The organism is Paraburkholderia sp. (genome assembly GCF_028283785.1).
GTDB lineage: Bacteria > Pseudomonadota > Gammaproteobacteria > Burkholderiales > Burkholderiaceae > Paraburkholderia.
The window spans coordinates 157,904-179,392 of record NZ_JAPWKB010000015.1 but is presented as its reverse complement, the minus strand read 5'-3'; the positions used below and the strand labels follow the sequence as shown (position 1 = coordinate 179,392).

The 21,489-nt window shown below is 62.5% G+C and carries 20 protein-coding genes; 7 read left to right on the top strand and 13 right to left on the bottom strand.

Annotated features, from left to right (window positions below):
• Positions 1 to 3: 3 nt before the first annotated feature.
• Positions 4 to 303, bottom strand: coding sequence for an EF-hand domain-containing protein (locus PW947_RS18750; protein WP_299633855.1), 300 nt, complete (start codon positions 301 to 303; stop codon positions 4 to 6).
• Positions 304 to 743: 440 nt separating this feature from the next.
• Between PW947_RS18750 and PW947_RS18745 the strand changes: the two genes are divergently transcribed.
• A complete protein-coding gene (locus PW947_RS18745; RefSeq protein ID WP_299633854.1) occupies positions 744 to 1,004 on the top strand; it encodes a hypothetical protein in 261 nt (86 codons plus the stop codon).
• A gap of 114 nt (positions 1,005 to 1,118) precedes the next feature.
• Here PW947_RS18745 and PW947_RS18740 read toward each other — a convergent pair whose 3' ends face one another.
• The 5 genes from PW947_RS18740 to PW947_RS18720 form a co-directional block, all read right to left on the bottom strand.
• Positions 1,119 to 2,963, bottom strand: coding sequence for a hypothetical protein (locus PW947_RS18740; RefSeq protein ID WP_299633853.1), 1,845 nt, complete (start codon positions 2,961 to 2,963; stop codon positions 1,119 to 1,121).
• Between the two features lie 240 nt (positions 2,964 to 3,203).
• Positions 3,204 to 5,165, bottom strand: coding sequence for an EAL domain-containing protein (locus PW947_RS18735; protein ID WP_299633852.1), 1,962 nt, complete (start codon positions 5,163 to 5,165; stop codon positions 3,204 to 3,206).
• A gap of 227 nt (positions 5,166 to 5,392) precedes the next feature.
• Positions 5,393 to 6,100 (bottom strand): dienelactone hydrolase family protein, encoded by a 708-nt coding sequence (locus PW947_RS18730; protein WP_299633851.1) that lies wholly within the window; start codon positions 6,098 to 6,100, stop codon positions 5,393 to 5,395.
• A gap of 248 nt (positions 6,101 to 6,348) precedes the next feature.
• Complete coding sequence (locus PW947_RS18725) at positions 6,349 to 6,681, bottom strand: DUF4148 domain-containing protein (protein WP_299633850.1); 333 nt, start codon at positions 6,679 to 6,681, stop codon at positions 6,349 to 6,351.
• A 101-nt stretch (positions 6,682 to 6,782) separates the two neighbouring features.
• Positions 6,783 to 7,058, bottom strand: coding sequence for a hypothetical protein (locus PW947_RS18720; RefSeq protein ID WP_299633849.1), 276 nt, complete (start codon positions 7,056 to 7,058; stop codon positions 6,783 to 6,785).
• A gap of 324 nt (positions 7,059 to 7,382) precedes the next feature.
• Between PW947_RS18720 and PW947_RS18715 the strand changes: the two genes are divergently transcribed.
• Positions 7,383 to 7,679 (top strand): hypothetical protein, encoded by a 297-nt coding sequence (locus PW947_RS18715; RefSeq protein WP_299633848.1) that lies wholly within the window; start codon positions 7,383 to 7,385, stop codon positions 7,677 to 7,679.
• A gap of 61 nt (positions 7,680 to 7,740) precedes the next feature.
• Here PW947_RS18715 and katG read toward each other — a convergent pair whose 3' ends face one another.
• Complete coding sequence (katG, locus tag PW947_RS18710) at positions 7,741 to 10,002, bottom strand: catalase/peroxidase HPI (protein ID WP_299633847.1); 2,262 nt, start codon at positions 10,000 to 10,002, stop codon at positions 7,741 to 7,743.
• Between the two features lie 423 nt (positions 10,003 to 10,425).
• On the opposite strand from katG, the gene PW947_RS18705 reads away from it, so the two are divergent.
• Positions 10,426 to 11,193, top strand: a complete 768-nt coding sequence (locus PW947_RS18705; protein ID WP_299633846.1) for a hypothetical protein — start codon at positions 10,426 to 10,428, stop codon at positions 11,191 to 11,193.
• Between the two features lie 148 nt (positions 11,194 to 11,341).
• On the opposite strand, the gene PW947_RS18700 is transcribed toward PW947_RS18705, so the two are convergent.
• The 3 genes from PW947_RS18700 to PW947_RS18690 form a co-directional block, all read right to left on the bottom strand.
• The gene (locus PW947_RS18700; protein WP_299633845.1) at positions 11,342 to 12,316 is read right to left on the bottom strand and encodes an NADP-dependent oxidoreductase; all 975 of its coding nucleotides are present in this window, start codon (positions 12,314 to 12,316) and stop codon (positions 11,342 to 11,344) included.
• A gap of 150 nt (positions 12,317 to 12,466) precedes the next feature.
• Entirely contained in the window at positions 12,467 to 13,288 is an 822-nt protein-coding gene (locus PW947_RS18695; protein ID WP_299633844.1) for a transporter substrate-binding domain-containing protein, read from the bottom strand.
• A gap of 259 nt (positions 13,289 to 13,547) precedes the next feature.
• On the bottom strand, positions 13,548 to 13,883 hold the full coding sequence (locus PW947_RS18690; RefSeq protein WP_299633843.1) for a DUF4148 domain-containing protein: 336 nt from the start codon (positions 13,881 to 13,883) through the stop codon (positions 13,548 to 13,550).
• 289 nt (positions 13,884 to 14,172) lie between these two features.
• Between PW947_RS18690 and PW947_RS18685 the strand changes: the two genes are divergently transcribed.
• The 3 genes from PW947_RS18685 (at position 14,173) to PW947_RS18675 (ending at position 17,655) form a co-directional block, all read left to right on the top strand.
• Positions 14,173 to 15,603 carry a HAMP domain-containing sensor histidine kinase gene (locus tag PW947_RS18685; RefSeq protein ID WP_299633842.1) on the top strand — a complete coding sequence of 477 codons (1,431 nt, stop codon included), beginning with the start codon at positions 14,173 to 14,175 and terminating at the stop codon, positions 15,601 to 15,603.
• A gap of 27 nt (positions 15,604 to 15,630) precedes the next feature.
• Entirely contained in the window at positions 15,631 to 16,326 is a 696-nt protein-coding gene (locus tag PW947_RS18680; RefSeq protein WP_299633841.1) for a response regulator transcription factor, read from the top strand.
• 243 nt (positions 16,327 to 16,569) lie between these two features.
• The gene (locus tag PW947_RS18675; protein ID WP_299633869.1) at positions 16,570 to 17,655 is read left to right on the top strand and encodes a porin; all 1,086 of its coding nucleotides are present in this window, start codon (positions 16,570 to 16,572) and stop codon (positions 17,653 to 17,655) included.
• Between the two features lie 175 nt (positions 17,656 to 17,830).
• On the opposite strand, the gene PW947_RS18670 is transcribed toward PW947_RS18675, so the two are convergent.
• Positions 17,831 to 18,085: a DUF4148 domain-containing protein gene (locus PW947_RS18670; protein ID WP_299633840.1), complete on the bottom strand. Its 255-nt coding sequence runs from the start codon at positions 18,083 to 18,085 to the stop codon at positions 17,831 to 17,833.
• Between the two features lie 313 nt (positions 18,086 to 18,398).
• Here PW947_RS18670 and PW947_RS18665 point away from each other — a divergent pair, with 313 nt between their 5' ends.
• On the top strand, positions 18,399 to 19,577 hold the full coding sequence (locus tag PW947_RS18665) for a porin (protein ID WP_299633839.1): 1,179 nt from the start codon (positions 18,399 to 18,401) through the stop codon (positions 19,575 to 19,577).
• A 48-nt stretch (positions 19,578 to 19,625) separates the two neighbouring features.
• On the opposite strand, the gene PW947_RS18660 is transcribed toward PW947_RS18665, so the two are convergent.
• Both PW947_RS18660 and PW947_RS18655 read right to left on the bottom strand, forming a co-directional pair.
• Complete coding sequence (locus PW947_RS18660) at positions 19,626 to 20,300, bottom strand: response regulator transcription factor (RefSeq protein ID WP_299633838.1); 675 nt, start codon at positions 20,298 to 20,300, stop codon at positions 19,626 to 19,628.
• A gap of 12 nt (positions 20,301 to 20,312) precedes the next feature.
• Entirely contained in the window at positions 20,313 to 21,236 is a 924-nt protein-coding gene (locus PW947_RS18655) for a LysR family transcriptional regulator (RefSeq protein WP_299633837.1), read from the bottom strand.
• Between the last annotated feature and the right edge of the window lie 253 nt (positions 21,237 to 21,489).

The following is a 21,489-nucleotide window of genomic DNA, read 5'->3' as shown; positions in this document are numbered from 1 at the left end:
CGCTCAGTGCGCTGCGCCGCGTTGCTGGATGAATGCCTCGATTTGCGGCAACGTGATGAAGCCCGCTTTCTGCGTATCGATTTCGTCGAAGTGTTTTGCGACCATCGGCATGCCGGCGTTCGCCTGTTCGCGCGTCAGCTTGCCGTCGTGCGTGGTGTTGGCGTTGGCGAAGCGGCTTTGCAGTTGCTGTTCCATCCGCGCCATGCGCTGCGGATCCGGTTGCGGCGCGGTTTGCGCGAGCGCGCCGGTGCTGACGATGGTGGACGTGATGCACAGCGCGACGGCGACGAGAAACTTCTTCATTGCATGCTCCTTGAACGGGTTCAGATTCCGATGCGCCGGGATGAGCGTGGAGGCGATCGAAGGCAGGCCGAATTCTTGTCGGTGCAACGGCGGAATGCAATTTCAAAGCTGCTACGAAGTATGTCGCGGTATGTCATGGGCTGTCGCTTCGGGTTTTCTCATAGGACGCGACCCGTTGCTGCACGAGGCGAATCGAACGGAGCAAACATTTCAGACATCGCGAACCGCGACGGCGGGTGTTTATCGACGCGGCGCACGACATTGAATGAAATAAGTTCCGGCTGCCATTCCGATCGCCGGCTGCGTATCTTTCGACGGTCGGCGCGAGTTGCGCTTTCACGGTTCGATCCAGCGCGTGGCGTCACGTCGGGCGAACCTTCCGGCCCACGTCGTCACGAGCGGCGTTTTTCAACGGCCGGTTTTCGTTTCAGGAGTATCGAATGAATATCCGTTTGATCTGTGCGTCCGCTGCGGCGGCTTTGGGCCTGACCGTTTCGTCATCGTCGTTTGCGCGGGTGGTCGTCGCCTATGCGCCGGCCGCCGTGGTCTACGTGCCGCCGCGGCCGGTTTATTACGCACCGCCGGTGGTCGTCGCCGCGCCGCCGAGGCCGGTGCCGGTGGTGGTTCCGGTCTATTCGACGGTGTGGGTGCGGCCGGCCGGTGTGGTGTACGCGCAGCCGGTCGTGGTCGTGCCGCGCTGAACTTCGCGTTCCGGTCGCGCAATGAGGAAAGGGCCGACCCGCGACCGGGCCGGCCCTTTCCGATGCTGCCGATGCAATTGCGCGTTTGCGGCGCGTTTGCGGCGCGCGTCCGGCTTACCTCGGCAACGCGCCCGTGGCCGCGGTCAACAGACCCGTGACCGGCGCGAGCAGCGTGCCGTTTGCGGCGCTGCCGCCCGCATGCGAGGCCGTCGAGTTCAGCGATGCGACGAGGCCCGTGACGGGCGCAAGCACGCCGGTGGTGGTCGCCGCCGCCGAACTGCTGACCGATCCGGCCGCGCCCGCGCCTGCGCCGACCGTATGGCCGCCCGCACTGACGCTTGCGCCGACCGCGCCCGCCACCGAGACCGCCGCGCCCGCCGTCGACGTGATGGTCGTGCCGAGCGCGGCCGTGAGCGTGGTCGTCAGCGGGACGATCGGGTTGTTGTTCAGCACCGCGCCGATCGCGCCCGCCTGCGAGCCGACGGTCGACGTCACAGTGTTCAGCGCGCTGGTGATCGGTACGATCGGATTCGCATTCGACAAGCCGCTCGTGACGCTGGAGACCGCGCCCGATACGACACTGGAAACCGGCCCCAGCGGATTGCCTCCCGCCGCCCCGGACAGTGAGCCGGTGATCGAGTTGATCGTCGTCGAGATCGGCGCGAGCGGATTGGTGCCGATGCCGCCGGTCAGCGCATTGGTCACCGAGTTGACGGCGCCCGTGACGGGCGCGAGCGGGTCGCCGCCTGCTGCGCCGGACACGGCGCTGGTCACGGCGTTGAGCGCGCCGGTGACCGCATTCGTGATGGGCGCGAGCGATGCGCTGCCAGCCGCGCTGGACAACGCGCCGGTGACGGTGTTGACCGCACCGGTGATCGGCGCGAGCGGGTTGCCGCCTGCTGCATTCGACAACGCGCTGGTGACGGAATCGATTGCGCCGGTGACGGGCGCGAGCGGATCGTTCGACGCTGCGTTGTTCAGCGCCGCGGTGACGGAGTGGACGGTGCCGGCGAGCGTCGTGGTGGCGGTATCGACTGCGCCCGACAGCGAGTGGGTTGCCGAGTCGATTGCGCCGGACACCGTTCCGGTCGAGCCGTCGATGGTGCTGGCGAGGGTATCGGTGGCGGCATCGACGGTCCCGGTGACGGGCGCGAGCGGATTGCCGCTGGCCGCATTCGCCAGCGACGCGCTGATCGTGCCGATGGTAGTCGTGACGGGCGACAGCGGGTCGGTGCCGCCGACGTTCGACAGTGCGCCGGTGACGGTGGTGATCGCGCCGGTGACGGGGGCGAGCGGGTTGGTGCCGCCTACGGTGGAAAGTGCGCCGGTGACGGTGTTGACAGCGCCGGTGACAGGGGCGAGAGGATCACCGCCACCTACGCCGGAAAGTGCACCAGTAACGGTGTTGATCGCGCCGGTGACAGGAGCGAGCGGATTACCGCCGCCGACGCTGGAAAGCGCACCAGTAACGGTGTTGATCGCACCAGTGACAGGAGCCAGCGGATCACCGCCGCCGACGCCGGAAAGTGCCCCAGTAACGGTGTTCACAGCACCGGTGACAGGAGCGAGCGGATCACCGCCGCCGACGCCGGAAAGCGCCCCAGTAACGGTGTTCACCGCACCCGTGACAGGAGCGAGCGGATCACCGCCGCCCGCACCGGAAAGCGCCCCCGTCACCGTCCCGATCACACCGGTGACTGACGGAAGCGACGGCAGCGACGGCAGCGGCGTATTGCCGACGTTCACTTTCACGCCGGCCGCTCCGCCGACGATGACCGCGACGCCGTTAGCCGTCGTCGTGCCGCCTGCGGCTGCGCCGACTTCGATCGTCCCGGGACTAATGCCTGCGCCGACGACGAGTCCCGCGGACGGTGCCGCGATGGCGACGCTGCTGGTCGCCAGGTTAAACGCTGCAATGGCGCACAGTGCAACGGCAGTAAGCGTGAAATTCGTCTCCATCTCGGCATCCTCGATATTGGTTGGGCGGTGCGGCTGACCGCGTCCAATCATCTGCAGATAGCATGCCAATCTGAACCGTTACAGCGCGGCGGCGCGCAAGTCGCGCCCAGCCGGGATTTGCCGTCGATCGGCGTCGTGCACGGCGATGCCGTCGCGCGATGTCACGGGGTTACACGAGACGCGCGCGAGTTTGCGTAACGTGACATCCACGAAGTGCGAGCCGGGACAGCGGGCACAACATCAAACCCACACCGCCTCGCGCGTGCCGTCGAAGCGGGCGAGCACGGTCGCGACGTCGGCCGCACTCACCGGTTTGCTGAAGTAGTAACCCTGCATCAGCGTGCAGCCCAGACCCTTCAGCACGTCCAGTTGCGCCTGGGTCTCGACGCCTTCCATCACGCAGTCGAGGCCGAGGTTCGTACACAGGTCGTTGATACTCTTGACGATGTCGCGGCCCGGCGAGCGCGACGTGATCTCCGCAATAAAACTGCGGTCGATCTTCAGCTTGTCGACCGGCAGTCGATGCACGCAACTCAAGCTCGAAAAGCCCGTGCCGAAGTCGTCGAGCGAGATCCGCGTGCCGAGCGCTTTCAACGATTCCAGCGCCTTCGCCGCCTGATCGAAATCGTTGATCAGCGCGGTTTCCGTGACCTCGAATTCGATCCGGCCCGGTTCGACACCGCTCGATCGCGTCAACGCGATAATCGCGCTGAGTGCGTCGTCGGCGGCGAGATCGCGGGTCGACAGATTGAACGAAATACCGATGTCGGGCGGGCAATATCGCGCGAACGCGAGCGCCTGGCGCAGCAGGACTTCGGTGATGCGATGAATCAGTTCGCTGCGCTCCGCGATGCCGATAAACACCGATGGCGCGACGTCGCCCAGGCTCGGACTCGACCAGCGCGCGAGCGCTTCGAACGAGACGATCCGGTTCGCTGCGACATCGACGATCGGTTGATACACGAGCGTCATTTCGCGGGCGAGGTCGGCGTCGCGCAACGCCTGTACGACCGCGCTCACCTGACGGATTTCGGTTTCGTGCTCGGTCGAAAACACCACCGGCGCGCCACGCCGGTTTTCTTTCGCGAAGTACAGCGCGTAGTCGGCGCGCTCGAAAAGCTGCTCGGGCGTTTCGCCTGCATCGGGGAAAATCGCGAAGCCGAGCGAGCCGGTCAGACGCGTGGTCGAACCCGGTCGCACGTGCGGCTTTTTCAGCACGTCGCAGACGACGCCGCCGATTTCGAGCAGATGGTCGCGGCTCTCGAAACCGTTGACGATCACGCCGAATTCGTCGCCGCCCAGCCGTGCAAACGACACCTGCGAATTCGACAGCGCCGCGAGGCGATGCGCGGTCCGTTCGAGAATGCCGTCGCCGAAACCGTGTCCGTACAGATCGTTCAATTGCTTGAAGCCGTCGAGATCGAGCACGCCGACCGCAAAGCCGCGATTTTCCCGGATGCACTGCGACAGGACGTTGTCGATATCGGAGAAAAAGCGTCGCCGGTTGGGCAGCAAGGTCAGGCTGTCGATATTCGCGAGGCGCGAGTTTTCGTCGCTGAGCGTCTGCATTTCCGCCTGCTTGTTCAGCAGCGCGCGCTGCGATGCGACGAGATTGGAAAAGTCGCGCGAGTAGGTCAGCAGGATCGAGATCATCGCGCCCGACACCAGCAGCACGTTGATCGAAATCGCGATGAAAACGGGATTGCCCGTCGTCATGAAAAACGTCGCGAAAGGCACGATCACGATCGCGGTCAGCAGCAGTGCGGCGGTGCGCATCTGCATCAAACAGAATATGCAGCCGATCACGGTGATCGACATATAGAACGCGACGTGGCTCTGCGCGTACGCGTCGCCATACGGGTAGAGCGCGAGTCCCCACGCGGTGAACGAGACGCCGAGCACGACCAGCGCGGCGATGCTCGCGCGCAAACGCGCGACGATCTGCGCGGCGTCGAGTGCTACGCGGCGGCGTCCGACCCATACGATCACCCGCACCACGGCCGCCGCGCACAACGCGAGCGGCATGTAGATCGCGAGCCACGCGGGCGCGACCGCGCGATGCGTGAACGCGACGGCGGCGCTGTTCACGACCAGGATGAAGTAGAGCAGTGGGATCTGACGCGAAAACGCGTCGAATTGCGACTGATTCAACTCCGCGCTCGACGGATCGACACGCGGTAAAAAGCGAATCGGGGATGGCATGACGCTGTGGTTCTGACTTTCTAACGAAGCGCGACGCACACGCGGCGCGCTTCGATGGGTTAGGGCAAATGCCATCGACAGACTTCATATCGGCATGCCCAACCAGAACTTTATCGCCGTGCCTTACGCTTTCCCCGCGTGTTCGTGCCGGATCCGCCCCACGCCGTGGTTTTGGCGTTGTTTTTGCAGCGTTTACACGGAGCGTTGCCGCGTTTGCGGCTGCGACATTACGACCACAGCGTGCGACCCCAGAAAGTAAGCGTGCGATCCCACGCCAATTGCGACCACGCCGGATCGAATTGCGTCTTCGCGATACGGCCCGGTCCGACAGCGGTTTCGTTCGCGAATGCGTGATGCGCGAGATAGCGGTGAAAGTCGAACGTCACGCCGGCTTCTTTCAGCTTCGCTTCGAGCGCATCGACCGTGGCGGCGGGGAAAAACTCGTCCTGCGACGCCCAATGCGCGAGCACCGGCGCCTTGATTTTAGCGGCGTCGATATAGTCGAGCGGCGGAAAGCCGTACCACACCACGGCGGCGTTCACGTCCGGATTCTGGCCGAGCGCGAGCAGCGTCAGTGCGCCGCCCATGCAATAGCCGGTCAGACCGACTTTCGACGTGATGCCTTTCAGATAGCTCACCGCGCCGCTGATGTCCTGCGACGCGGCGTCGCCGAAATCGAGGCTGTCCATCAGGTGATGCGCCTCTTCTTCGTCGCCGGTTTTCTTGCCGCGATACAGATCCGGCACCAGCGCGATGTAGCCGGCCTGCGCGAGGCGCTCGGCGACGCCGCGAATCTGGTCGTTCAATCCCCACCATTCCTGAATCACGACGATTGCGGGCGCGCCTTCGGATTTTTCCGGCTTGACGAGGTAGCCTGGGACGTCGCCGCCATCCGGGCGACGGAAGGTGATCATGGTTCCTGTTGTCTGTGTCATGGCAGTCGTGCGCTCCTTGATTTGCGGAGGCACAAGCATAGCGCCTCGCGTGCGCACGCGTGCTTGCGGTGGCCGGGACACGCCAAATGAAAAACGCCCGACAACGCGTCGGGCGAAGCCGCCAGGGCATCTGGCGGCAGGAGGGTAGGGCAATCGGCAAACGAGGCTCGCGCCGTCGAACGATGCGAGCCTCGTCGTGCGATCCGCTTCGGCCGGCAATCGAGCCGGACGGCGGTGGTGGCCTTGGCTTAGTGGCCGATATTGACGACCGGCACCGAGTACGAGCTTGCCGTGGATTCAGCGCGCGGACCGGCTTGCGACGAACCGCTCACGCCCGAACCGTAGCCGCTGGTATTGGCTTGCGCGTTGCCGTTTTGTGCGGCGACACGCGCTTCGGCGGCCTGGATGTCGGCCGGGTAGTTCGGATCGCGGCCACGGCTCGGGTTGTAACCGGCCTGTTCGACCTGGATCAGTTCGGCGCGAACTTGGGCGCGGGTCACCGGCTGGTTCGACTGCGCGAAGGAGACGGCCGGGACAGCGAGAACAGCGGCGATGGCAACAGCTTGAATGAGCGATTTCATGATTCGTTACCTCCAGAATGCGTTATTTGTGTGGTGCTTCGTGTTCGTTTCAAATTACGACAGCGTGTGCTGCGGTCCGGCGCGGCGATTTCGCCGTTCGCTCAATGACCGAAGAACACCGATTGCGGACCGTTGTCGGCCTGGCGGCTGCCGGATTGCGTGGTCTGGCTCTTTACGCCGCCGTACGAGTGATCTTGTGCGACGTTCGCGTTAGCGTTTTCAGCGGCAACGGTTTGCACGCTTTGGCCGCGTTGCGATGCCGGGGCGCTGACGTCAGGACGGTAAAACGGTGCCGGGCCGTAACCGCTGGCAAAAGCCGGTGCAGCGATCGAAGCAGAAGCGGCGAGCAACAACGTGGCAAGAATGCGGGTCTTCATGATGGGCTCCAATAACGTTTTCGATTCAGTGAGGCGCTGCGTCTGGCGGGAAAGCTTCTGTTCGCAACGTCGATGGAGGCAGTGTAGACCCTTGCTATCGATTATTTGTATCGATAGCTCGAAATGATATTTCGCGATTTTGTGCTAATCGGCGAAGCCTTGAGCGGCGGGGATCGCAGCGAGATGGCGTGGTTCTGGAGGGTGTCGGACGGAGAATTTTCGAAGCACGAGCATTGCCGTGCCGATCTCTGTATGATAATCATTCTCATTAAGGCGCTTTGTAGTGCGGAAGCGCCCAAGTTCCGAACTCCATCGGGCCGGACTATGAAAGATCTGTTTATCGTTGGGTCGGCGTTTGCCGCGGCGTTGCTGTTCTATCTGTGCTCGCCGGGCCAGCGCTGGTTGCGCGCGCCGTTGCCGCCGCGGCATACGCGCGTGCTGGCGGCGATGTGCGTGATTGCGTCGTTCGCGACGGCTGCGGATGCGTTGCATCCGGCGGCATCGTTGTCGCTGCTCGCGACGGTGATCGTCGCGACGCTGGCGGCGTGTCCGTATATCGGCGTGCTGGTCGAGCGGATGCGCGTACCGGATGGCGCGGTAGACGCGCCGAATCCGCGTTAGATAGGGGTTAGATACGGCGCGTTCCCGTCAGGGCAACAAGCCTGACGGGAACGCAGGCCGCTTACGCCAGATCGAAACGGTCGAGGTTCATCACCTTGACCCACGCGGCGACGAAGTCCTGGACGAACTTCTGCTGACCGTCCTCGCTTGCGTAGACTTCGCTCAGCGCGCGAAGCTGCGCGTGCGAACCGAACACCAGATCGACGCGGCTACCCGTCCATTTCCGCTCGCCGGTCTTGCGGTCGCGTGCTTCGAATACATCGCGCGCCGCCGACGCCGGTTTCCACTCGGTGCCCATATCGAGCAGATTGCGGAAAAAGTCGTTGGTCAGCGTTTCCGGGCGGTCGGTGAAGACGCCGCGCGAATCCTGCCCGGCCTGCACCTTCAGCACGCGCAAGCCGCCCACCAGCACCGCCATCTCCGGCGCGGTCAACGTTAGCAATTGCGCCTTGTCGATCAGCAGCGCTTCGGCCGGAACACGATAGGTGGTCTTCAGATAATTGCGGAAGCCATCGGCGGCGGGTTCGAGCGCGTCGACCGATTGCACGTCGGTCTGATCCTGCGACGCGTCCATGCGACCCGGCGTGAACGGCACGCTGACGGCATGACCTGCGCGCTTCGCGGCCTGCTCGATCCCGACGCCGCCCGCGAGCACGATCAGATCGGCGATCGACACTTTCTTGCCGCCGGACTGTGCGCCGTTGAAGCCGGCCTGAATGCTTTCGAGCGCGGACAGCACCGTCGCGAGTTGCGCAGGCTGGTTGACCGCCCAGTCTTTCTGCGGCGCGAGGCGAATCCGCGCGCCGTTGGCGCCGCCGCGCCGGTCGGAACCACGGAACGTCGATGCCGACGCCCACGCCGTCGATACCAGTTGCGACACCGGCAATCCTGACGCGACGATTTTCTCTTTCAACGACGCGATGTCTTGCGCGTCGATCAGCGGATGATCGACGGCGGGGATCGGGTCTTGCCAGATCAACGATTCCGACGGCACTTCCGCGCCGAGATAGCGGGCGCGCGGTCCCATGTCGCGGTGCGTCAGCTTGAACCACGCACGCGCGAACGCATCGGCGAACTGATCGGGATTGGCCATGAAGCGCCGCGAAATCTTTTCATACTCGGGATCGACGCGCAGCGACAGGTCGGTGGTGAGCATGGTCGGCAGCAGCTTCTTCGACGGATCGTGCGCATGCGGAATCGTCGCATCCGCGCCTTTCGCGACCCATTGATGCGCGCCGGCCGGGCTCTTCGTCAGTTCCCATTCATGGTTGAACAGGTTCTGGAAGAAGCCCATGCCCCATTGCGTCGGCGTGCTGGTCCACGTGACTTCGAGGCCGCTGGTGATCGTGTCGCCGCCGTTGCCGGAGCCGAAACTGTTCTTCCAGCCCAAGCCCTGATTCTCGAGATCGCCGGCTTCGGGTTCGGGGCCGACGTTATCGGCCGGACCCGCGCCGTGCGTCTTGCCGAAGGTGTGACCGCCGGCGATCAGCGCCACTGTTTCTTCGTCGTTCATCGCCATCCGGGCGAAGGTTTCGCGGATGTCCTGCGCGGCGGCGACCGGGTCCGGATTGCCGTCCGGGCCTTCCGGGTTCACGTAGATCAGGCCCATCTGCACAGCGCCCAGCGGGTTTTCGAGCGTGCGGCCGTGCTCGTCGCGGCTGACCTCTTCGCCGTGCTTTTCTTCGTCGGCGACGATCACTCCGCCGTCATCGTCATTGCCTGCCGCACCTTTGCCGTAGCGGACGTCGCCGCCGAGCCAGGTCTTTTCGTTGCCCCAGTAGACGTCCTGATCCGGTTCCCACGTGTCCTCGCGGCCGCCCGCGAAACCGAAGGTCTTGAAGCCCATGCTTTCGAGCGCGACATTGCCGGTCAGGATCAGCAGATCGGCCCACGAAATCTGCTGACCGTATTTCTGTTTGACCGGCCATAGCAGGCGGCGCGCCTTGTCGAGGCTGACATTGTCCGGCCAGCTATTGAGCGGCGCGAAACGTTGCTGGCCGCGCCCGGCGCCGCCGCGTCCGTCGCCGATGCGATACGTGCCGGCGCTGTGCCACGCCATCCGGATAAACAGCGGACCGTAGTGGCCGAAGTCGGCCGGCCACCAGTCCTGCGAATCGGTCATCAGCGCGGTCAGATCCTTCTTCACGGCCGCCAGATCGAGACGCTTGAATGCTTCGGCGTAATTGAAGCTGTCGCCGAGCGGATTGGACTTGTTCGAATGCTGGCTGAGCAGATCCAGCCGCAGTTGTTTCGGCCACCAGTCACGATTTGTCGTGCCGCCGCCGGCCGTATGGTTGAACGGGCACTTCGCTTCGTCTGACATGTTTGAATCTCCTTGAGGGGACTTGCTCACGGCTTGTTCTATGAAGGCGTCTGGCTGGTGTGCAGCATCGCCAGGCGTGAGTCGCGGGTTCTCGCGAACACGGGTGCGCGGTCCAATGGACCGCTGCGGATCATCCGCCGCAAGGGCGGTTCCGGATGACGGGTGACGGCGTGCGCATCGGCGCGGATCGCGCGTATCGGCGCGCCGCATCGCCATTTAAATATACGTGAGAGTGTGGATCGTCATCGTTTGAATGCTCAAATCGCCGCGATAGCCGCTGGCTATAAACGGCACGGTCGATACACGTGTGCGCGCACGCAGCGACCGGCCGCGCCGGATTGATGACACTATGAACGCCGCCGTCGTCGGGACTGTCCGGAAGTGGTTGGGGTTTTCATCATCGAGCCTGCCAGGAGATCGTTCATGAGCGTCGTTGTCGACCGTCCGCTGTATGTTTTGATCGTTTCGCTGATCGTGCTGTGGTCATGCGCGCGTGCCGGCACCGCGCTGGCGCAACGCCGTGGCGAAACCAGCGCCGATGCGCGCGAGGACTTCGCGGTGGTGCAAGCCGCGACGCTGACCTTGCTCGGATTGATCATCGGCTTCAGCTTTTCGATGGCAGTGAGCCGCTACGATCAGCGCAAGGCGTATGAAGAAGAGGAAGCGAACGCGATCGGCACCGAATACCTGCGGGCCGACCTGTTGCCCGCCGCCGATGGAACGGCGGTGCGCGCGCTTCTCGTGCGCTACACGGATCAGCGGATCCTGTTCTATTCGGTTCGGGGCAACGCGCGGCTGGATCAGATCGGCGCGGACACCGCGCAACTTCAATCGGCGCTATGGACGGCGATCCGCGCGCCGGCCGCGGCACAGCCCACGCCGTTATCGGCGTTGGTGGTGTCGGGCATGAACGACGTGCTGAATGCCGAGGGCTATACGGCCGCCGCGTGGCGAAACCGGATTCCGGTCGGCGCGTGGGTGTTGATGCTGTTTATCGGCGCCTGTTGCAACGGCTTGATCGGCTACGGAAAACGCGTGCGACGCGGGCGTCACGCGATGCTATTCGTGTTGCCGCTGGTGGTATCGATTTCGTTCGCGCTGATCGCGGACGTGGACAGCCCGCGTAACGGCATCATCCGTGTTGCGCCGCAAAACATGCACGCGCTGGCGCGATCGCTGAATGGACCGTGAACGAAAAAGCCACCCACGGAATCGTGGGTGGCTTTTCGATTTGCTTTGCCCGGTCAGGTGGCGCGCAGCGACGCGCGTTGCCACCTCCGGCAAACCGGCTGAGCAGCCGGTTACCGGCCGGTAAGCAAATCGACGCGGAAGAAACCGCTCAGGAGTCGATGCTCAGGACGATCTTGCCGGGTTTGTGCGGCCGGCCTTCGAGCATCTCGTGCGCGAGTCGCGCTTGCGATAACGGCAGCACATCGCCCACGCGAACCTTGAGACCGCCGTTCACGAGCAGATCGGCGAGTTTTTCCAGCACGGCAGTATTGACCGCGACCAGCAGGAAACCCGCCTTCAACCGACGCGCGTCCGCTTTGGCCTTGTCCGGTTCCGTGACCGCCGACACCAGCACGCCGCCCGGCTTGACCAGCTCGAACGACCGGTCGATCGCGTCCTGGCCGACCAGGTCGACGACCGCGTCGATGCGCCCGGTGTACGCGTCGAACGAACCGGTACGCGCTTCGACCACCTCGTTCGCGCCGAGCGAACGCACGTAGTCGGCCTGATCGTTCGATGCCGTCGCGATCACGTGGGTGCCTGCGAGCGCCGCGAGTTGCACCGCGAACGCGCCGACATTGCCCGCCGCGCCGTGAATCAGCACGGTCTGGCCGCGCTGCACGTTCGCGTAGTCGAACAGCATTTGCCACGCGGTGGTGGCGATCACCGGCACGGCGGCGGCTTCGAGAGGATCGAGGGCGGTGGGCATCGGCGCGAGCATCGCGACGTCCGCGAGCGCGTATTGCGCATAGCCATTGGTGAAGCGGGGATTGGTGACGCCGAACGCCGCGTCGCCGGTCTGCCAGCCGGTCACGCCCGGCCCGATCCGCACGACGGTTCCGGCCACATCGGAACCGGGCGTCAGCGGCAACGGCTGTTCGAGCACGCTGTTGCCCGCGCGGATCCAGCCGTCCCACGGACCGACGCCCGCCGCCGACACGCGCAACAGCACCTGGCCCGCGCCCGGCGACGGCACGGCAATCTCGCGATACTGCAGCGCGTCGACCCCGCCGAACGCATCGACTTGCACGGCTTTCATCGTCGACGGCAGTGCGCCGCCGTTCCCGTCGCCTGGTTCGTCCATCGTTCCCTCCTGTCGGCATGGCGCCGGGCGGGATGAGGTTCGCCAGCCATCGCGCGTCATGCCCGGTTCTGGCTGCTTATGCTAAGCGTTATTCGCGCCGCGCGCGCTTGGCGTGCGCAGCGATTCAGATAGTGCGACGTAATCGCGATCTCAGAGGTCTTTCGGCAACGGCGCGCGCAGCCATTTCTTCGAGATTTCGTTCATCGTGCCGTCCTTGCGTGCCTGCGCGATCGTGTCGTCCACCTTCTTCAGCAGACGCGGCTCGTTCTTGTTCACGCCGACGTGATCCGGCGAGCTGAACAGCGCGAACTTCTGTTCGGGTTCGATCGCCGGATGACGCGCCAGAATCGTTGCGCCGACGTCGTTGCCGACCACCATCAGTTGCACCTGACCGGCCAGAAACGCGGAAATCGCGCCGTTCGGATCGTCGAAGCGCTTGATGGTGGCGCTCGGCGGCGCGATCTTGGTGACGCTCAGGTCTTCCAGCGTGCCGCGCGCGACCGAAATGCTCTTGTCGGCGAGGTCGCCGGCATTCTTGACGGCAAGCTTTTTCGGGCCGAATACGGCGAGGAAATACGGCGCATACGGTTGCGAAAAATCGATCACTTTCTCGCGTTCCGGCGTCTGTCCGACCGACAGCAGCATGTCGGCCTTATGGTCGGCCAGATAGGCCATCCGGTTGTCGCCCGTCACCTGAACGAGTTCGACCTTCGCATGCAGCGCCCGGCCGATCAGGTTCGCGACATCGATGTCGTAGCCTTGCGGCTTCATGTCCGGGCCGATCGAGCCGAACGGCGGATAGTCCTCGAACACGCCGATGCGCACCACGCCGGTTTGCGCGATCGTATCGAGCGCGTCGGCGTGCGCGGCGGGCGCGAAGGCCGTGAGCACGACGGCGCTGACGGCCACCGTCGCGGCGGCGGAGATCGAGCGCTGCGCGCGCCGGGACAAAGCGTGAAGGGCGGTGGTCATGGTCGATCCTCTGTCTGAAAACGTTGGTATGGTCGAGCGTGGGTCGGTTCGACGTTGCGTGCCGAACCGATGCAGTCGAAGCACTCTAGGTTTACCAAAATCACGTCACAACCGAAATCTCTGCATGGATGCCATGACGGAATCTCATGTGCAGCCATGCGGAATCGACATGCATGCGCCCAACGCATGGATCGGTGGGCGTCCGGTTCGTGATTGTTCAGACCATTTCCGGCCGCCCATCCGCGCCCCGCTGCGACGATCAGCCGGCTGGACCGATCTTCACGCTCGTGTTCTGCGCGCCTGCGTCGCTCGCATGCTGCGCGGGCAGGCAGTCGCGCCGGTATTCGGCGCCGAGTTTCTTCTGTGCGGTCTCGATGTCCTGCGGATACTCGTTGTCGGTGTCGCTGGGTTGATAGCCCACCGATTCCAGTTCGCCGAGTTCACGCATCAACTGCCGGTGCGTGACTTCGCCGTGCAGCGGCTTGAACGGATAGTCGTTGCATTGCTGCGGACTCAGATGCGGCGCTGCACATGCAGACGTACTGATCAGTGTGAAAGCGGCGAGCAGAATCGCCTTCTTTTGCGAGAATTTCATCGTCACTCCCGTGCGCGTGTTGAGCCGCAACGATGTGCTGCGGCATGAATGCACGGTACGCGTGCGACCTGTCCGGATCCGCTTCCGGCCGGTGAAATTAGTTTCATCCGGCGATGCATGCGCTACACGCATGCATGCGTGTAGCGCATGCATCGCACAGCAAACCTTAAATCAAAGTTCATCCAGGGTCCGGGCGACTTTTAACGACGCGCGCGTAAGCTGTTTTCCGACGATGCAACTCGCGCCGCTTTCGTTTTGACCACGACCTTGACACGACTTTGAAACGACCTTGAGCGAACTCCTGTTTCCCGGCCGCGCGACGCTCGGACGTCGCTGGCATTCGACGACATTCCGCTGGTTGTCGATCTACGCGGTGATTTTCGCGCTGTCGATGATGGCCATGCTGGCCGCGACCGGTTGGGCCGTGACCGGCGATCTTGCCCGTCAAACCGACGCCGTGATGCGATGGCAACTGACGTATTTCGATTCCGTCGCCGATACCGATCTCGCCTCGACCATCGTGCGACGCATCGAGCACGAGCGGATGCACACCAACTACTACGGACTGTTTTCACCGACCGGAAAACGCGTCGCGGGCGACGTGCTGCAACTGCCGTCGCAACTGAAAACCGATCGCGTCGGCGAGACGCTCGATCTTGCGCTGTACGTGCCGGGCAACGAGCCCGCGCCGGTCGTTCGGGCGATGGCGGTGCGGCGGCCCGACGGCGCTACGCTGGTCGTCGCGCGCGAGTTGACGCATATCCTGCATATTCGCCAAACCATCATCGAAACGGTGATCGTCGGCGGCCTGCTGTGTCTTGCGGTCGGCGTCGCGACCGGGATCGCACTGAGCATGCGTCAGATGCGTCGTCTGAACGGCATTCGCCGCGTGACCTTGCTGATTGCGCAGGGCGATCTTGCGCAGCGCTTGCCCGTCGGCGGTCGCGACGAAGTGGACATGCTCGCGCATCTGGTCAATCACATGCTCGCCGAAGTCGAGCGGCTGATGAGCGAAGTGAAAGGTGCATGTGACGGCATCGCGCACGATCTGCGCACGCCGCTCGCGCATATCTGCACATTGCTCGCGCATATCGACGAATGCATCGCGCCGCTCGACGACGACGCATTGAGCGGACTGGTCGAACGTGTGCGCAATGAAACCGATGCGCTGCTCGACCGCTTTCGCGCGATGCTGCGCATCTCCGAAATTGGCGCGCTGCATCGCCGTGGCGGCTTTGCCGAGATCCGGCTCGATGCGTTGCTGGAAGACATCGGCGAGCTATACGAACCGCTCGCGGAAAGCCGGAAAATCCGCTTCGAAATGATCACGCCGCCGGTGCCGCCCATTCACGCCGATCGCGCACTATTGTTCGAGGCGATCAGCAATATCGCCGACAACGCGATCAAGTTCACGCCGCAAGGCGGCGCAGTCCGGCTCGAATTGACGCGAACGCGACGCGGACCGCAAGTGGAGATCGTCGATAACGGTCCGGGCATTGCCGCCGCAGAACGTGAAGCGGTGATGCAGCGTTTCTACCGGAGCGACCGAACGCGCCATGTCGCGGGATCGGGACTCGGTCTTAGCATCGTGTCGGCGGTGATGCATGTGCATGATTTCAGTGTGCGGATTGGCGGCGGTGGCAGCGACAGTCGCGAACCCGCCACCGGTCAGTGCGGCGCGCGCGTGACGATCGAATGCTGGCCGCGCACGTTGCACTAACCCGAATCTGTTTCGATGGGACACTGAATGCGCATCCTGTTTGTTGCCGCGGCTCATCCGGAAGCCGTGTGGCTGTTTAGAGCATTGCAGGAAAGTGCGCATAGCCTGCAGCGTGCCGACACGCTGCGCGACGGCATCTTTCTGGCGCGTCAGGAACCATTCGACGCCGTTATCGTGCTATCGCCGGATTCCGCTTCTTATGCCGACGTGCACAGCTCGCTTCCCGCACTGTGCGCGGCAGCAGGCACATCGAGCACTGCGGCCGTTCTCGTCGTACTCGGAATAGCCAATGCAAACGATCGCACCCGCATGCTAAGAGCGGGCGCCGACGCCTGTTTTTGCCAGCCGTATTCGTTCCGCGAAATGCATGAACGAATGCAGGCGTTACAACGCACGCTTGCCGCGCGCATCCATGGCGAAAGCGCGCACGGCGTAGCGTTGTCGCTCGATCCGTTGACGCGCGAACTGGTTAGCGCCGAATGCCGTTTAAGCGTTACGCGACGCGAATATCTGCTGATCGAATGTCTGATGCGCCAGATGAATGCACCGGTGCCGCGCGATCAATTGATCCGCTATGCGTGGCCTGAGAGCGATGAAGTCGATCCGGCCAGCATCAATCTTGCCGTGTCGCGCTTAAGACGCAAGCTGACGCATTCGCTGCCGCATGTGCAGATCGATACCATCAGTCGCTATGGTTATCAACTAAGTGTCGTTATTGCGTAGCGTGCGCGTATGCATGCCGGTTAGCGACATGCGTCGGGTCCATTCATAAGGGCGCTGTCAATACGGCATGGACGCATCACCAACACTCAATCCGCAAGACTCAGTTTCAGACTCGACGCATTCTGTCATCGATATATTCGCATCCACTTGTTCAACAGATCAGCTCGCAATGCCGGGCATGACTAACTACTAGAGGGATGATCGATGAAATCGAAAATGAAAATCAGGGTACTGGTGACGGCGATGCTGAGCATCGGCGCGCTTGCGATGTCGGGCGCCGCGCATGCGCAAAGCAGCGTGACCTTGTACGGTTTGATCGATACCGGGATCGACTTCGGCAATAACGTCGACGGACATCATCTGTATCAGATGGCGAGCGGCGTGTCCGCTGGCAGTCGTTGGGGCGTTCGCGGCAAGGAAGATCTCGGCGGCGGACTGGATGCGGTCTTCGATCTGGAAAGCGGATTCAATAGCGCAAACGGCAGCGAAGGCAGCGGCCTTGCATTCTCGCGAAACGCGTACGTCGGTTTGTCGAGCAAGACGGCGGGTACGTTGACGTTGGGGCGTCAGTGGGATCCGCTGGTGGACCTGATCGAACCGTTCTCGCTGAACGACGCGTATGGCGGATGGTATTTCTCGCATCCGAACGACATGGACAACCTCGACAACGGCTTTGCGATCAGCAATGCGGTGAAATACACCAGTCCGACGATTGGCGGCTTTACGGGCGAAGCACTGTATTCGTTCGGTGGCCAGGCCGGTCAATTCTCGAATGATTCCGCCTATAGCGCGGCACTGGGCTACACCAACGGCGCGTTCTCCGCAGGTGCGGGCTACTTGCGCGTGAACGATCCGGAGAGCGCGCTCCAGAGCTATCAGAGCGGCAGCGGTTACACCAACGCGGTCTATGGAAACTACCTCGCCAACGCACGCAGTCAGGGCATTTTTGCGGCAGGCGCGTCGTACACGCTCGGCAAGTTCAAGGTGATGGGCAACTTCACCAACGTGAACTTCCAGCAGGGCGATTTGAGTCAGGATGTGAAGTTCCAGAACTACGAAATCGCGGGTACGTATGCCGCAACCAGCCAGTTGAATCTTGCGGCCGGCTACACGTACACCGATGGACGCGATCATGCGACGGGACAGGAGCCCAAGTACCAGCAGCTGAATCTGAGTGCCGAGTATGAACTCTCGAAACGCACGGCAGTGTATGTGCTCGCAGCGTTGCAGAAGGCAAGTGGCGGCGCGGTCGCGCAGATTGCCGGGTTCGATCCGTCTACGACGGGTAAGCAGATTGTCGGACGCGTGGGTGTGCGGCACAGCTTCTAGCGCAGCAGTCGTCACGGGGCCGGGCATTCCGTGTTGAACGGGAGCTGGCCTCGACCATCCGGTCTTAAGCGTTAGCGATGCAAAAAGAGCGCGTTATCCGTTGCGGATAACGCGCTCTTTTTTTGTGGCCGACGATTCGGTATTTCGATGCCGGGATCGACAGCGGTACGCGCGCTTAGTGCGCGTAAAGCGTCGAGTTCAGATAGGCGAGTTGGCCGTCTTTCTCTGCGTGAACCAGTTCATGATAGACCTGCGCGCGCGTCTTCTCCTGGGTCGCTTGACCGTAAGGCGGCGTCCATTGACCGGCTGTCGCGACCGACGGCGTGGAGATGGACGCGACCTGAGTGGCCGGTGCGGCCGGGGTTTGTGCGAATGCCGATGCTGTTGCGGTCAGTCCGATAAAAGCCAGTGCGATGGTAAGCGATTTCATGTCGATGGTTCCTTTTAGCAGGGTGAAAGATCCGTAGCGCTTGGGCACTCACCGAATGCATTGCGCCGAACGGTTGAGATAAAGGATAGGCTTCGGGCATTAGCGAAATCGCTATCGCTGTATGAAAGGATTTTTAGAGTTTGCGCGATCACGCAAGCAATAGATGCCGTTAAGAAAAAACTAAAATTCCGGTGTCATCTGCATAAACGAGCTTTCACAAAACACCGCGTTTCGATAACGCACCTGTCATTCCGTGCGAATAAATTCCAGTCACCCGTCACCACAACGGGACGACTCCCAACACGGAACGACCATGAAAAAAGTACTGGCAAGCACGCTTGTCGCGATGTCCGCTACGCTCGCGACTGCCGCCCACGCACAAAGCAGCATCACGCTTTACGGAACGCTGGACGCAGGCCTCGACTACGTCAGCAACCAGAAGTCGGGTACGAACGGCCACACCAACTGGATCGCGCAAAGCGGTAACCTCAGCACCGATCGCTGGGGCCTGCGTGGCAACGAAGATCTCGGCGGCGGAATGAGCGCGGTCTTCGATCTTGAGAACGGTTTTAATCTCGACACCGGCAAACTATCGAACGGTGGCGACGAGTTCGGCCGTCAGGCATGGGTCGGTCTTGCAAGCCATCGCTGGGGCACGCTGACGGTTGGCCGTCAATACGACTTCGTGGTCGATTTCGTTGCGCCGCTGTCGGCAACGGGCTCGGGCTTCGGCGGCAATATCGCGGATCATCCTTTCGACAATGACAATCTGAACAACGACTTCCGCATGAACAATGCGGTCAAGTTCAAGAGCGCGACTTATGACGGCCTGACGTTCGGTGGCGCATACGGCTTTAGCAACGCAGCAGGCGGCTTTAGCAATAACAATGCGTTTAGTCTTGGCGCATCGTGGGCGGGCGGCCCGGTCAACCTTGCCGTCGCGTATCTGCAATCGAATCAACCTGGCGGCGTCGGCGATCCAGCCAACACCGGCGGCTCGCTCAGCAGCGGCGATGGCGACGCGGTGATGATGGGCGGACGTCAACGCATTTTCGGCGCAGCGGGTCGTTATACGTTCGGCGCGGCGACCGTCGGGCTGGTATTCACCCGCACGATCCTCAACGATCCGCGTCAGTTGACGCAAGGCGGCTCGTACTCGGCGCTCGACGGCCAGTTGCTTGCGTTCAGCAACTACGAAGTCAATGCCCGTTATGCGCTGACGCCAGCGCTGTCGGTAGGCGGCTCCTACACGTTTACCGACGGCCATTTCAGCAGCGCGAACAGCAGCATTTCACCGAAGTGGAATCAGGTGATGCTGCAAGCGGACTACGCATTGTCACGTCGCACCGACCTCTATCTGGAAGGCGTCTATCAACATGTGAGCGGCGCGAACGGCACGGCGGTACTCGGCAATGCGTCGATCTATTCGCTGACGGCGTCGTCGAGCGATCGTCAGGCGGTGGTGGGCGTGGGTATGCGTCACCGTTTCTGATCGTATAAAGAAAGCGGCGGCGCGCTTTGGTAGAAAAGCGCGCCGTCTTTAGCCGAACAGATAACCGGACCCGCGTATCGTGCGGATCAACGGACGCTCGCCCGGTTGATCCACCTTCTTGCGCAGACGTCCGACATGCACGTCGATCAGGTTCGTGCCCGGATCGAAGCGGCAACCCCAAACGGCTTCGAAGATCATCGTGCGCGTCAACACTTGCCCCGCGTGACGCATCATGAATTCAAGCACGCGAAATTCGGTGGGTTGCAATTCGAGGCGTCGCTCGCGATACATGACCTTGCGCTTCACGAGATCGAGTTCGAGCGCGCCGTTGCGCAGCATCGTTTCGGCGGTGCCGCCGCGTTGCCTGCGTCGTAACAGGACTTCGATTCGCACGATCATTTCGTCGGGCGAAAATGGCTTGGTCAGATAGTCGTCGCCACCGGCGCGCAAGCCCTGGATGCGCTGATCCACTTCGGTCATCGCGCTCATCACGAGTACCGGCGTTTCCATCCCGACACCGCGCATCGTCGTCACGATCGTCAAGCCGTCGAGGTCGGGCAGCATGCGATCGAGCGTGACGAGATCGTAGTCGCCCGTCATCACTTTCGCCATGCCGTCACGGCCGGTGCGCGCGACATCCACCGCAAATCCGCGTGTTTTCAGCGTGCGGACGATATCGCCGCTGATCAGTTCATCGTCTTCGATGGTAAGGATCTTTGCCATGATCGACTGGCGTCAAGCGACGGCACGCAGTTTGACCGGACGCTCTGTCGAGCGATATTGCTGAACGATAAAGTCGACGAAACTGCGCACGCGCGCGGACAGATAATTCCGGCCGGAATAGAGCAGTGACAGTTCGAGCGGACCGCCGTTGACCACGAAGCGTTCGAGCACCGGAACCAGACTGCCGTGCGCGAGATCGTCGGCGACCAGCGGTAGCGGCAGCAGTGCAATACCCATATGACTCAGCGTTGCCGTGCGCACCATCGCATTGCTCGACGACGTCAACGGACTCCCCGTGTTCACGCGATACGTGCCACGGCCGTCCGAGAATTCCCAGATCCGCGACGCGCCGTCGGTGACGCTCAGCAAGCCGTGACGGCTTAGATCGGCGGGCTCGGCCGGCGCGCCGTGATGCGCCAGATAGGTCGGCGTCGCGACGATGACTTCCCGAATGGTCGTCAGCGTCCGACACACCAGCGTCGAACTGGCGAGTCGCGGATCGACTGAGAAACATACGTCGAAGCCGCCTTCGATCATATCGATCGACGTATCGAAAGTCGTCACGTCGAATGCCACGCGCGGATGCATCGCACGGTAGGTGGTCAGCAGCGCGCTAAGGCTCGATGTCGCGAAGATCGACGGTGTCGCGATACGCAAGGTGCCGCACGGATCGCGCGTGGTTTCGGCGAGATTCGATTCGAGTTCGTCCAGCTTCGTGATGATTGCGCGGCATCCGTCGAGGTATTCGCGGCCCACGTCGGTCAACGACAGACTGCGTGTCGTGCGGTTCAGCAGTCGCATGTTCAGATGCGTTTCAAGCATGCCGACGCTGCGCGTCACCGCGGTCGCGGACATGCCGAGCTGTCGCGCGGCAAGCGCAAAACTGGACAGATCGACCACGCGTGTAAAGACCCGCATCGCTTGTAGCTGATTCATGTTCTGTCGCTCTGAAGGGAAGGTACGCAGATCATCGGCGAAGCGGGATAACATCGGGCAACCGCGTTGATTAAGTCTTTTTTATGTTCGTGACTGGTTTGTAAAGTGACGCTTACGGATGCGCGTTAGCGCGCTATGCATTGCACGTTCGCGTCGTGCAAAAAAAAGCGCGGACAGAGGCCGCGCTTAAACTTGGACTTACCGGAGAGAAATCCCGCCCTGAGGCGGAGCGCCAAGTATAAGAGTTTGCAGG